The organism is Arthrobacter sp. SX1312, from assembly GCF_002929295.1.
In the GTDB taxonomy this organism is placed as follows: domain Bacteria; phylum Actinomycetota; class Actinomycetes; order Actinomycetales; family Micrococcaceae; genus Arthrobacter_D.
In genome coordinates, this window is the sequence record NZ_PJIM01000001.1 from 843,048 (window position 1) to 855,542 (window position 12,495).

General features: G+C 66.0%; 12 protein-coding genes. 3 read left to right on the forward strand and 9 right to left on the reverse strand.

Going from position 1 to position 12,495, the window contains the following annotated elements:
- Positions 1-3: 3 nt before the first annotated feature.
- From CXQ92_RS04020 to CXQ92_RS04035, 4 genes are read right to left on the reverse strand one after another with little or no spacing between them, the layout of a single operon-like run.
- Entirely contained in the window at positions 4-1,926 is a 1,923-nt protein-coding gene (locus CXQ92_RS04020; protein WP_104165459.1) for a glycosyltransferase, read from the reverse strand.
- Positions 1,923-2,792: an ABC transporter ATP-binding protein gene (locus tag CXQ92_RS04025; RefSeq protein ID WP_258069695.1), complete on the reverse strand. Its 870-nt coding sequence runs from the start codon at positions 2,790-2,792 to the stop codon at positions 1,923-1,925. The genes CXQ92_RS04020 and CXQ92_RS04025 overlap by 4 nt, the downstream gene beginning before the upstream one ends.
- Entirely contained in the window at positions 2,776-3,669 is an 894-nt protein-coding gene (locus tag CXQ92_RS04030; RefSeq protein ID WP_104165461.1) for an ABC transporter permease, read from the reverse strand. Before CXQ92_RS04030 ends, CXQ92_RS04025 begins: the two co-directional genes overlap by 17 nt.
- On the reverse strand, positions 3,669-5,006 hold the full coding sequence (locus tag CXQ92_RS04035; protein ID WP_258069696.1) for a glycosyltransferase: 1,338 nt from the start codon (positions 5,004-5,006) through the stop codon (positions 3,669-3,671). The genes CXQ92_RS04030 and CXQ92_RS04035 overlap by 1 nt, the downstream gene beginning before the upstream one ends.
- A gap of 87 nt (positions 5,007-5,093) precedes the next feature.
- Here CXQ92_RS04035 and CXQ92_RS18595 point away from each other — a divergent pair, with 87 nt between their 5' ends.
- Complete coding sequence (locus CXQ92_RS18595; RefSeq protein WP_258069697.1) at positions 5,094-5,222, forward strand: hypothetical protein; 129 nt, start codon at positions 5,094-5,096, stop codon at positions 5,220-5,222.
- A 161-nt stretch (positions 5,223-5,383) separates the two neighbouring features.
- Here the strand turns inward: CXQ92_RS18595 and CXQ92_RS04040 are convergent, their stop codons facing one another.
- The 4 genes from CXQ92_RS04040 to CXQ92_RS04055 form a co-directional block, all read right to left on the reverse strand.
- On the reverse strand, positions 5,384-6,577 hold the full coding sequence (locus tag CXQ92_RS04040) for a glycosyltransferase family 4 protein (protein ID WP_258069793.1): 1,194 nt from the start codon (positions 6,575-6,577) through the stop codon (positions 5,384-5,386).
- Positions 6,578-6,664: 87 nt separating this feature from the next.
- Positions 6,665-7,108 carry a hypothetical protein gene (locus CXQ92_RS17775; RefSeq protein WP_146067379.1) on the reverse strand — a complete coding sequence of 148 codons (444 nt, stop codon included), beginning with the start codon at positions 7,106-7,108 and terminating at the stop codon, positions 6,665-6,667.
- Between the two features lie 272 nt (positions 7,109-7,380).
- Complete coding sequence (locus tag CXQ92_RS04050) at positions 7,381-8,451, reverse strand: LCP family protein (RefSeq protein WP_104165466.1); 1,071 nt, start codon at positions 8,449-8,451, stop codon at positions 7,381-7,383.
- Between the two features lie 94 nt (positions 8,452-8,545).
- On the reverse strand, positions 8,546-9,319 hold the full coding sequence (locus CXQ92_RS04055; protein WP_104165468.1) for a hypothetical protein: 774 nt from the start codon (positions 9,317-9,319) through the stop codon (positions 8,546-8,548).
- Between the two features lie 211 nt (positions 9,320-9,530).
- On the opposite strand from CXQ92_RS04055, the gene CXQ92_RS04060 reads away from it, so the two are divergent.
- Positions 9,531-10,019 carry a DUF3515 domain-containing protein gene (locus CXQ92_RS04060; RefSeq protein ID WP_104165470.1) on the forward strand — a complete coding sequence of 163 codons (489 nt, stop codon included), beginning with the start codon at positions 9,531-9,533 and terminating at the stop codon, positions 10,017-10,019.
- Between the two features lie 51 nt (positions 10,020-10,070).
- On the forward strand, positions 10,071-10,928 hold the full coding sequence (locus tag CXQ92_RS04065; RefSeq protein ID WP_104165471.1) for an SMP-30/gluconolactonase/LRE family protein: 858 nt from the start codon (positions 10,071-10,073) through the stop codon (positions 10,926-10,928).
- A gap of 46 nt (positions 10,929-10,974) precedes the next feature.
- Here CXQ92_RS04065 and CXQ92_RS18040 read toward each other — a convergent pair.
- Positions 10,975-12,495, reverse strand: a 1,521-nt coding sequence (locus CXQ92_RS18040) for a galactose oxidase-like domain-containing protein (protein ID WP_181033544.1), incomplete at its 5' end; no start/stop codon positions are given.

The following is a 12,495-nucleotide window of genomic DNA, read 5'->3' on the forward strand; positions in this document are numbered from 1 at the left end:
CCCCTAAAGTGTTACGTGATTGTACGGAGGCCCGAAGAACTGGACCTCCCCCGTCAACAGAAGTTCCTGATCCGATGCCTGCCAGGTATGGCCCGCACCGTTTCTTTGCTGACAGTAGTTGAACCGATCCGCCGAGTAGAGCTTCCCGGAGGCCATGGTGACGGCCCTCAGGAACGCGGTGTCCTCTCCCCTGGACAAAGATTCGAAGGGAAATTGTCGGAAGATATCCGCCTCAGCCATGAGCGTCGGCCCCATCAGCATATTGGTGAGGCTGTGCTCCCTCTGCGCAAAGCGGAGTAGTGTCGCATCGCGCCGCCGGAGGTACATGTAATGCGCCTGCTTGCCCACCACCTGAGCCCTGGAGTACTGCAAGGCATTGAGTTGATCCAGCAGGTAGTTCTCGGCATAGTAGTCGTCGTCGTCCATCTTCGTTACGACGGCGCCGGACGATGCGCTCACGCAGGCGTTGAGGCACTCCCCCAGGCTCTGGTGCGCACCGGCCTCAAGTATCGTCAATGACTCGAGAGGATACTGCTGCCGAAGGGCCAAGACCGTCGAACTGTCAGCGGCGAATCCATGGGTGAGTAGCACCAGCTCAGGCGCCACGTCGCGTTGACGATGGATGGTCCGAAATACATGCTCGAGCTGATGCGGCCGGTTTGTCGAGAGGATGACCGATACGGACGGAAGTACCACCGGCCGTGTAAGCGCAGGTACGACCGCGCCGACGATCTGCTCTGCCCGGTGCGCGTACGTATGCTGCGCCCAGATCCTGCGCTGAGCCAGATGGACCTGCCGATCCGCCAGCATAGGCTGCTTCACCAGTGACCGGATGACGTCCCGCGCCTGCTCCCGTCCGCTCACCACCGCCACCTCATCGGGCGGGAAAAGCCTCTCGAGAGCGCGGCTCGGAGTCGAGACCACCGGTGTTCCGGCCGCTGAGATCTCGAAGACGCGCCGAGCACACATACTGGGTGAATCGACGACCGAGTTCACGTTGAGGAAGACCTTGTACGCCTTATAGGCCGTCAACATCTCACCGTAGGTCAGCGAGCCGACCACTCGCTGGGCGAGCGGCGGGGGGAACTGGTATTCGGCAGTTTTGTTGACATGGCGGGAGAACACTTCGAGCCCGGTCTCCATGCCGGCCGAGGCATCGTCCGCTCCCCCCAGCAGAAGCTCCATCTGAGCACGCCGTTCCGGATATTTGTGCGCGAAATACATGCCGGCGAAGGCTACATCGCGCCCGCGCCAGCCCCGCGGAGGACGGACGGGGTTGTGCACCGCCGGTTGGGCCGCGAACGACATCGAGGAGATGCGGTCGTGCCCGAGATCCCGGCGATACTTCTCGATCATGCTCGAATCGCTGGTGAGCACGTGATCGAACAGGCGCGCCGCAGGGAGGAAGTCGTCGTAATGAGGTGGGTCCTCCTTGTTCCAGAACACGGTCGGGATTCCGTTCGACCGGCACCACAGCAGCAGTTCTACGAATTCAGGCTTCGGCCCGGACGTCCCGGTGAGCTGGAACTGCCACTCACCCCCATTGCCGGCCCACGCTGATTCGACGAATACGAACTCGACAGGGTGGGCGCTCAACTGTTCCCTCCAGCCGCCTCGTGTGAGCGCTCGGGTATTCCATTCGAACTGGAACGCTATCCCCGAAAACTCGTCTAGGATGACGCCGACGGTGATTTCAGGTCGGCGGACAGCGACGTCGGGAAGCCCTGCGTCAGCGAAATGCAGTCGTCTTTGGAAGCCTTTCCCGGACCACGCGCCCTCCGCTCCTCGAAAAGGGTGCTGCTGATCGACGCCGCGCTCCGCGACGAGCTTGTCACGGTGGGTACGGAGCTGGGCAAAGCCTCCTTGGCGCAGGTGCCACACCTGGGTTCGGAGTCGCCGGAGACGGGCCGTGACAAGGGCCCTCACGCAGAACTCCGTCGGCCCGACTCAAGTGCTTGCACCGCAGGAATCCGCAGTTCGTTGACCATACGCCGTTTTGTTTTGAGCGCAAGCACTCGATCCCCGGCAGCAAGGTGCTTCGTGAAGATGCGGTACCACTTGATGACATCCTCCGGACGTCCGTCCATGACAAGTTCACCCTCGTCGAGCCACAGGACGCGGCTGCATAGTTCCTTAATCACGCCCAGACTGTGGCTGACGAGGAAGACACAGCCGGCTTTGCTACGAAGCTCGTCCATTTTGGCTTTTGTCTGGCCCTTGAACTGATCATCGCCCGTGTTCAGAGCCTCGTCGATCAGCAGGATCTCAGGCTCCACCGCCGTGGCTATGGCGAACTGCAGTCGCGCCCCCATTCCCGAGGAATACGTGCGTATCGGGCGGTCTATAGAGTCCGACAACCCGGACAGGGCCACAATATCGTCGAACTTCCGGTTGATCTCGGCGCGGCTTATACCCATCGCGAGACAACCCAGCATGATGTTGTCCCGCCCGGACAGGTCCGGCACGAGCGCTGCGCTCACCCCCAGGAGAGTGGGTCGGGATGACGCGTAGATCGCTCCGGTTGTCGGCGGCACCCGGCCATTGATCAGCTTCATCAGCGTGCTCTTGCCCGACCCGTTCCGGCCGATGATGCCGATCGATTCCCCCCGGCGGGCTACGAGCGAGACGTCACTGAGTGCAATGACAATACTGCTGGACTGCCGCTGGAGGACGCGGCGGGCGCCATCTGATCCTTCCCGCGCCGTCGTCGGGACCGAATAGGTCATGCTGACGCCGTCCAGGACGACGACGGGTTGCTCCAGTGCGAAGCTCACTTCATTCGTCACGGCCATAGCTCTCTTCACCCCGCCAGAAGTAGATGATCCCGATCCCCAGCATTCCGAACGCCCATGCGGCGAGGACTGCCCACGATTGCCATTGCGGGAGTTCACTGTAGAGCACCGCCGTCCTGACGATCTCGAGGAGATGGTAAAGCGGGTTGAGCTCGATGATGCCTTTCAGCGCAGGATAAGGCTCGAAGATGGTGATGGGGAGCATGACGCAGGACCCGTACATCCAGAACCGCAGCACGAACGTCAGTACGTTCCCAACGTCGCTCACCATGGATACGACTCTGGCGAGAATCAGACCCACGCCGAGGTTGAAGAGGGCCTGCAGAATCAACGCCGGGAGGATCAGCAGCCACAGCCAGCTGATTTCTTCGGTAGGTGGGATGACCAGGATCAGCAGGAGCAGCGTGATGATGACGGGGACAGCCGCGAGGAGCTCGCGCAGGTTGATCCCAATGAGCAGGGCCGCGCGCGGGAAGTGGAAAGCCTGAATAATTTTCAGATTGCCACGGATCACACGGGACCCGGTCAGGATGGCGCGGCTGCTCATCTGGAAAAGGAACACGCCGATCAGCAGGAAGCCGAGGAAGTTTTCCATCCCGCGACTCACATTGAGGAGCACACCGAAGATCACGTAGAACGTCAGTCCGTTGAGGATCGGGTTCAGGACCAACCAGACATTGCCGAGACGATCCCTGCTGTTGGTCGTCTGGACATCGGCCTTGGCATTGAAGTAGATGAAATGCCGATAGTTCCATAGTGACCCGAGGTAGCGCGGGAACGAAGGCTTGGCGCCTACCCTTGTCAGTCCTCGCAGGTTCACAGGGGTTGGAACGACAGTCACCGGGCTATTCGGCGTGCTGGGAGACTCGGCTGCCATCAAGCCGCTCCTGCGGCAGCGTACGCCCTGCTGTAGGCAGCGGCGTTCGCAGCCCACGTGCGGCTGCGCAGCACGTGGGTACGCGTTTCACGGGCACGATGTTCGGCCACCGGATCGAGTCCGCTCGCTCCGAGAAGGCCCCTGATGCCGGCGGCGAGCGCTGCCGGATCCTCCGGCTTCACCAGCACCCCCGAGAACGTAGACATGATTTCGCGAAGTGCAGGAAGATCGCTGGCCACGACGGGTCTGCTGCAGGCCATCGCCTCGATCGGCTTCATCGGCGTCACGGACCGAGTGACCTCCAGATCTTTCCGGGGAACCACGAAGACATCGAGAGCCAGGTGGTGTAGCCTCGCCTGGCTTCGCGGAACGCGGCCCGTGAAGACGACGCGATGCTCGATGCCCAGCTCTTGAGCCAGCGCGCGCAGGGCGGGAAGCGCGACGCCGTCTCCCACGATGAGGCATCGCAGATTGGGGTGCTCGGGTGCCAGTAAGGCCACCGCACCAAGCAAGTGGTCTAAACCTTCGTAGTCCACGAGACTACTGACCGTTCCGACGAGGACCCCGTCTTCAGCGAGGCCCAATCGCCGACGGGCGTCAGCCGGTGCGATCGGCTCATCGAGATAGCCCTCGCCTACCGCATTCGGGGATAACAGGACCCGTTCCTCTGGCACTCCGACGCGCATGATCTCCTGTTTCATTGCCTCGCCCAGCGTCACCACCAGGCTGGCATCCAGCATTACTTGTGCCTCACGTTCTTTGAAGAGCCTATAGCGCTCGCTCTTTTTCGCGTGCCCGTGCCGCGATGAGGCCCATGTGTCGGCCAGCTGTCCCCGCACCTCGTACACCCAGGGGATGCCCAGAACGCGCGCGACTTCACCAATCACCTGACCGTTCACGAAGTGCGTTGTCGTGTGAAGCACGGAGGGACGGACGGTGAGTGCGAGTTGCAGCAGCATCTCGGCCTGCAATTGGAGTCGCTGGTCAACACCTGCCGGCATCCGCGCACGCAACAGGCGGTGGTAGGTCACTCCGTCCCGAGTATCCTCGTCCCGCGCGAATGGCTTTCCGACCTGTACCGGGTAGCCGAGGCGCGTTGCGGCGTGGACCTCCCAGCCGTCGTCGGCCTGCGCCTTGAGAAGGGAGTGTGATCGCTGGGCGTAGCCGCTCTCCGTGAAGGGCAACGAATTCGTCAGAAGATGCAGCACCGTTCTTGCTTTCGGAGCATAGGACGGCACCTCCGCTAGCGTCGGTGACCAGCCCTGGAAGACGCGCAATTCACTCTCGAGCCTCGTGAATTTGCGCCGCCCGGTGCCGCCACTCGCCAGGGTGTTCACGGCCCCGCTCATGTCGCCCTCGTACCAGCGCCGTCGTGCGTGGACGTCCGCCTCGGTCCCGGCCAGTGCCAGTAATTGATCTGCTCGATGCGTATTGTCGGCCAGGAGCGCTACGTCTGCGAGGCCGGCGGCGTCACGGCGGCCGACACACGACGCGATGGCGTCATCGAGTATGCGGTCACGCACTCGTCGATCGCCGGCGAGGTGGGCGCCTAGGGCCCGCATGACAAGGCTAGGAAGAAAACGGAGGGTGTTCGCCGCTGGTCGAGCGAGAAAGGGCGGCATCCTGCGAACCATCTGCGCCACCAGGAGCACAGGATCGTCGCCGAGATGCTCCGCAGCGGTTGCGACCACAAGCAGGACGTTGCGTGGGATGGTCACGGGCGGGTCGTCCCTCTGCACAGTTCGAGGAGGAGGTCGATGTAGAGCTGGCCGAGGGCTGTCACATCAGCGTTGCGCTCCACCCACAGGCGCCCGTTCCCGTTGACCTGGAGCCGGGCCCGCTCATGCGCCAAGAGTGTCCAGAGATCAGCCAACGCCTGGGGGTCGGCCGGTACGATGTGGCCCGCCTCCGCGTCCTCCAAGATCTGTCGTGCCTCTCCGCGCACCATGCCGGTTATATGGCGTCCGATTGACAGCACTTCGTAGGTCTTCGAGGGGATCGTCGTATCGAAGGACTTCCAGTCATCGCGCAGGGCGACGATGCAACTGTCCGCGTTCCTGTAGTAATCCATGACCTGCTGACCGTACGCGGGCGCATTGAAATCCACGGGCGCCTTGAGGGACGACGCCAGTGCGATGAGTTCCTTGCGCCGCACGCCGTGGCCCACCATGGTAAGGCGCATCTTGTCTCCTACGAGAGCCGCCGCCCTGATGGGCACGTCCAGCTGCTGACTCTCCCCGTGATTACCGAGATAGAGGACATCAAGCCTGTCCTTCTCGAGCGTCACAGGCTCGAGGGAGGCAAGCTGGTTGACGTCCACCCCGTTGGTGACGGTGGCGACGTTCTTGAGGCCTCGCTCGCGCAGCGTCCGGGCGAAGCCATAGGTCACGGTGACCACCAGGTCCGCGCGATCCTGAATCGCAATGATAACTCTTTCCACGATTCCCTTGGCGCTGCCCTTGATCAGGCGTGCGTCCCGGGCTATGTCCGGCCATGCGTCGCGCATGTCGACGACGAAAGGACGCCGGAACATCCGGGCAACAACCCAGCCCGCGCCGAGGATCGGGAGACTGGGCACGGTCACGATGACGACGTCGGGGCGCGGACCAAGCGCTGCCGCGGGAATACTCATCCCCGCGGAGAAGAGATGGTTGATGAGTCTTCCGCCACGCGTCGTCCGATGCCACAGGTAGGGCACCCGACGCACCGATTCTCCGAAATCGCCCCGATCGACCCGGAACGGACGCCCCGCCTGCTTCCTGGGGAGGGTCCGGCGTCCGTCCGGCGCATGCGCCACGGGGGTCACCACATCCACGTCCCAGCCCTCGGACCGAAAGGAGCGGATGAGCTGGGTCCACCGGCGCTGCGGCGGGCTGTGTTCAGGCGCGTAGGAATGCGTCAGCAGCATCACACGCACGCAGAGGACCCCCAAGGAGTTCGTCGAGACCAGATTCTCGCCATCACTTTAGCCCCAAGCAGCATCGTCTCCCCTATTTCAGGGTTTCGCGGCCGGTCGCAGCCTCGCGTAGTACAGCACGCCGAGCGCAACGAGCAGAAGAATGACGAGGACGCGGGTGAACGGGTGTGTCCCGACGGTGTACTGGCTCGATGCCTGCTCGGTCTCCCGTGCCGCTGCGGATGTGGCGCTCGACGAGGTTTCCGGCGCGGAGGGCGACGGCTTCGTCGTCGCTCGCGGAGTGGCCGTTGCCGTAGGGCGCTGCGAGGCCGTCGGTGAGGCGGAAGCCGCGGCTTCCGGCGACTCTTCATCCGCCGGCACGTCCTCGACGAGACCGGTGAGCGGATTCCAACGAAACATGGAATAGGCGAGGCTGCCGGGGACCGCCAGGTTGCCGGTTCCAGGCTCAATCAGGTAGCCAGTGGGCGGGTGAATGAGCCAACCCGTACCGGGGTCGATCTGAAAACCAGTGACAGGGTCCACCGACGGCGCCGGCTCTTCAGGGGCGGGCTCTGGTTCCGGCGTGGGTGAGGTGCTGGGTTCCGGCGGAGGGAGGACCGGCGCCGGCGGGACCGGCACAACAACGGCCGGCGGGACAACAACGGCCGGCGTTGTCGGAGAGGGCGTCGGTGCCGGACTCGTCGTCGAAGGGGGGGCTGGTGTTTCGGTCGCGACCGCCGGCCCGGCCAGATGAGCGAGGACGAGTGCCCCGCCGAGAGCCCCCAAGACCACGCGGCGCATCGGCCTCGCGGACTTCACGATCCGACCTCCGGGTTCGCTACGAGGTAGTCGGCCAGGCTGTCGTTCTGCAGCGCCTCGCTCACCTGGGCGATCGCGGCGTCGTCCTTGACGATGATCGACTGGCCATCCGCCGACGTGCCCGTGCCGAGGTTCGGCAGGGTGAAGAAGTCGATGCTGCTCGACCGGACGCTGCGCAGGGACACGGCCAGGGAACCGAGCGTTCCGGCGTCGAGGCTGTCATCCACGGCGACGAAGGGGGACATCCGGTCGACCACCCGGTACACCTTCTGCGGATCGGTCAGCGTATCCGCGGTCAGCACCTTGCCGATCACGGACTTCACGAACAGCTGCTGGTTCTTGACGCGCTGGTAGTCGCCGTCGCTGAAGGCGTAGCGTTCGCGGACGAACTTCAGTGCGGACTCGCCCTGCAGAGTGATGGGACCGGCAGCGAAGAACTCGCCGTCACTGCCACTGGACTGGAACGCCACAGGGTTGTCGACCTCGACGCCGCCGAGGGCATCGGTCAGGCCCTTGAAGCCCTCGAAATCGACACTCGCCACGTGGTCCACGCGCACACCGAACAGCCCCTCGACCGTTTGGACCACGAGGGGCACCCCGCCCAGTCCCATGGCCGCGTTGATCTTGGCCTCTCCGTGGCCGGGGATGTTCGTCCAGGTATCGCGCATGATCGACATGACCTGGATGTCCTGGCGATCGGCTGGAACATGCATCAGCATCATGGTGTCCGCACGGCTGTCCGACGGACCTGCCGACGCGACGTCGCCCGGTTCTTCGGAAGTGGCACGGGAATCGCTGCCGAGGAGCAGGATGTTGACGGCCCCTTCGGCCTCGGGCGCCACCGTAGGCCGGGACTCCTCGACAGGAAAGGCCGATTCGATCGTCTGTGAGTTCTGGTCGAAGGACTGCGCCAGGGAGAACAGGTACCCGCCGGCGACGACGGCCGCGACGACCACGAGGGACCCGAGGATCAGGAACGTGGTCCGGACCGGATGCTTGCGCCGCCCCCTGGGCCCGTCGCGGGACGTGTCGGGCTCGGTTGTACTGGCGTAGTCATCGAGACTCAAAGGGGCTCCCCCGTCGTGGCAAAGATCAGTTCATGGTACGGCGCGGGACTGGGATGCTCGTACAGCCGCCGTCGTTCCGGCGGCACGGCCCCGATCAGTGCCGCCGCCGACGGCGGACGGCGAGGACCACGACCGCAACGAGGGCCGCGGCGAGGAGGGCCGCACCGATCCAGGCGACCGGCGCAAACGACACGGCACGCTCTTCCTCGGCGGCGGCCGCGGCGGTGCTGCTTGCAGTCGGCGTGGCGGACCGGGCGGAGCGAGGTGTGGCGCTCGCGGTGGCCGTCGCGGCAGGCTGGACGCTGGGAACCGAGGCGACCGGCGAAGGGGCGGGCGCGGACGGGGCGGCCGTGACCGGAGCGGTTGCCGTCACAGAGGGCGCGGCGGAGGGGGATGCTGTCGCCGACGGCACGCCCGGGCTGGGCGTCGGCGCCGGGACCGGGGCCTCGTCGGCGACCGCCACCACCTCGCGGGTCACCGCGTCGTACCGGAGGTTCGTGTAGATGAGGGTGTCGGCGAACACGAGATTGCCGGTTTCGGGCTCGATGAGGTGGCCGGTCCCCGGGTGGACGAGGAAGCCGGTCCGGGCGTTGATGGCGAACCCCGTGGCCGGGTCCGTCCCGGAGGTCGCCAGCGGGTCGACGACGGGCGGGGCCGGCTCCCCGAAGGTCCCCTCCGGCTGTGGCTGCTGCGCGATGAGCGGCTGCTGCTGCTCTCCCACGACGGCGGGACGGGCGGACGAGGGCTCGGACTCGACGGCCAGGGCGGCCGCCGGGGCGAGAACCGCTGCGGCGAGGAGGACGGCAACCGTGCCGGTCATGGCCCTGAAGGCGGTGGCGGTCGGGGGGAAGCGGTGGTGCGTGGTCATTCGTCCTCGGCTCGGGATCTCGCACGCACGGGTTGGGCAACGCCGGGTGCGCGGGGCGAACCAGCAGCCTGAGACTGGCTGCCGGCTCCTGCATCCTACTGGCGGCCGCTCCTGCCGCCCTGCTTCCGGCGCGGCCCGCCGACATCGTGTCGTGCCCGCATTCGACTTGTTCTCGCCGCAGCATCGCAGGACCACCGATTAGGCTGGCATCATGCCTGCCCTCCCCCGCGCCCTGACCTCCCTGCTGCCCGCCGTGGCCCTCATGGCAGGGTTGACCGGGTGCTCGTCGGTGGTGGACGTGAACCCGGCCGGGGACGCCGCGAACGCCCGGTGCGCCGACGTCATGATCGCGCTGCCGCCCACCGTCGCCGAGAACGAACAGCGCGACACGAACAGCCAGGCCACCTCTGCCTGGGGTGACCCGTCCCGCGTGGTGCTGCGATGCGGCGTGGACGTTCCGGGGCCCACCACCGATCCCTGCGTCACCGTGAACGACGTCGACTGGGTGGTCCGCGAAGGGGACCCGGCGTGGACGGCCACCACCTACGGGCGCGATCCGGCGGTCGAGGTCCTGTTCGACCCCGACGAGGTGGCGTCGAGCACCGTCCTCGTGGAGCTCGGGGACGCCGTATCGCGGGTCGACCCGACGCGCGCCTGCGTCGGACTGTCCGACGCCAGCCCCGCACCGACCGACGGTTGACGCACCACCCCGCTCCTTCGCGCCCCAACCCACCGATTGCCAGGAGGCACCGTGAAAGCCGAGCAAATCTCCGACGTCTGCACGTTCCACGGGGAGGGCCCGTACTGGGACCCGCGCCGCGGCGAGCTCCTCCTCGTCGACATGATGGAGGGCGATGTCCTGATCCGCCACGAGGACGGCAGCTTCGACCGGCACAGCGTCCACCCCCGCCTGGCCGGCGTTCTCCGCGGACGCACCTCCGGCGGCTACGTGATCGGCGTCGAGCGCGGCTTCGTGTTCGCCGACGACTCCTTGTCGATCCTCGAGCAGGGCCCCGAGGCCTTCAGCGACCACGCGGTCCGCATGAACGACGGTGGCTGCGACACCGCGGGCCGCTTCCTGTGCGGGTCCATGGGCTGGGAGGGCGGCTTCGGCGCGGGTGCCCTCTACTCGCTGGACGCCGACCACACCGTCTCCACGCTCCTGACGGGCCTCACCGTGTCCAACGGACTGCACTTCTCCCCCTCGGGCGACACCGCGTTTCTCAGCGACACCCCGACGGGGCGCATCGACGCCCTCGCGTACGACGTCGATGCCGGCCGGTTCACCGACCGCCGCACCTTCGCCGTCGTCGAATCCGCCCTCGGCATGCCGGACGGCATGGCCATCGATGCGGAAGGGGGCATCTGGACGGCCCTGTACGGCGGCGGTGCTGTCGCCAGGTATGACGCGTCGGGCAGGCTCTCCGAGCACGTACCGCTGCCGGTCACCAACGTGACGGCATGCGCGTTCGGCGGGAAGGACCTCTCGACCCTCTTCATCACGACGACACAGGAGAACATCCCTGCCGGCTCGGAGCCCCGGGCCGGTGCCCTGTTCGCCGTCGAGCCGGGAGTAGCCGGCGCTCCCCTGCCGATGTACAACGGCTAGCGCTATCCCTTCAGGGGACGCCTGCCGACTACGGGCGTCCTTTTCGTCACTTGATCAAGATGGTCGACGCGACGCTGGGGACCCCGTTGTCGTCCATCGCGAAGAGCATGTAGTTGCCCGGCACGAGGATCCCGGGGTCCGAAGGCAGCGTCAGCGACGCCGTGTTGCCGGCCACCGAGGTCGCGGTCAGCGGGATGCGCCGCTGGTCCGTGTTCACGGTGTGGGTCACCGTGCTCATCCGTACCAGGGAGAACTCGGTGACCGGCGAGCCGGTCGTCACCGCGATAGTGCTTCCGACCGCAGCCGCGGTCGGAGCTGTGACGATCTTCGGCCGCGCACGCTCGCTGCCGTCGGCGTTCAGCAGGTAGGGCGGCGTGAAGATCTCTCCGTCCAGGTGGTTCGTCGTGGTGCAGTTGGTGCACAGCCCGCCGCCACCCACGAAGATCCTGCCGTCGGGGAGCAGCAGTGCGACGCTGTGATAGGTCCGGGGAACGGCCATCGGGGCCAGCATGGTCCACTGACCGGTCTCGGGGTTCCAGATCTCCGGAGCCATTCGGGCGTCCGTATCGGTGAACGGGACGGGGGTGGCCTGGCCTCCGACGACGAACACCTGGCCGTCGGGCAGAGCGACCCCGTTCGCGAATGACCGAGTGACCGCCATGTCCGCGGTCCGTTCGACGCGGACGCCGTTGTTGATGTCGATGGTGTACGCACGCGCCGTGGCTGCGGCCTTCTGATAGGCGGTCGCACCGCCCACGGTCAGGATCTTGCCGACGTCGTACATCACCGCGTCGCCGTTCATCGCGTCCGCGCTGTCCGACCGCAGACCGGCGGACGTGATGCTGCCGTTGCCTGTGGTGGAGATCCAGGCCATCTCGCGGCTCGGCCCGGCATGGAAGACCCGGCCGCCCGGGGCGGCGAACAACCAGGCGTGGTTGTCAGCACGATACGGGCCCTGAGGATCGTCGGTGAGGATGCTGTCCACCCCTACGTTGGGCAGTGTCCGCCAACCACCGGCCGCGGACCACACCTCCCCGTGCTTCGGGGCAGTGCCGCCGGACCAGGAACCGCCGATGGTGAAGACCTCGCCGGTGGAGGTGGTGACGTTGCTCTGGTACCCCCGGGCGATCTTCATGTCCGGACCGGGCGTCCAGGCGTTCGTCGTGGGGTTGTACAGGCTCGTCTTCGAGCTGTTGCTTCCTCCGCTGACCATGATCGTCCCGTCGGGCAGCATCGAGGTGCCGGGGCAGAACATGTCGTGGCCGGTGTTGGAGATCTGGCTCTGGGTCACCTCACCCGTGGTGAGGTCGAGGATGGACGTCTGGGTGTAGCCCCTGCTTCCCCCGAAGGTAGTTGGGGAGTAGGCGGACCAGGTCAGCAGCTTGTTCCCGGGCAGGAGCGCCGCGGCCGCCGGCACGAGGGGGAAGTTGATGGTCGGACCCCAGGACCCCGCGGACGCCCCGGCCGACGCACCTGCCGACGGGCCGAGGAGGTTGATCTCCGCGGCGCTGCTCCAGGGGCCACGGTTTCCGGCCTCGGAGGTCGCGGTCAAACGGATGTACCGGGC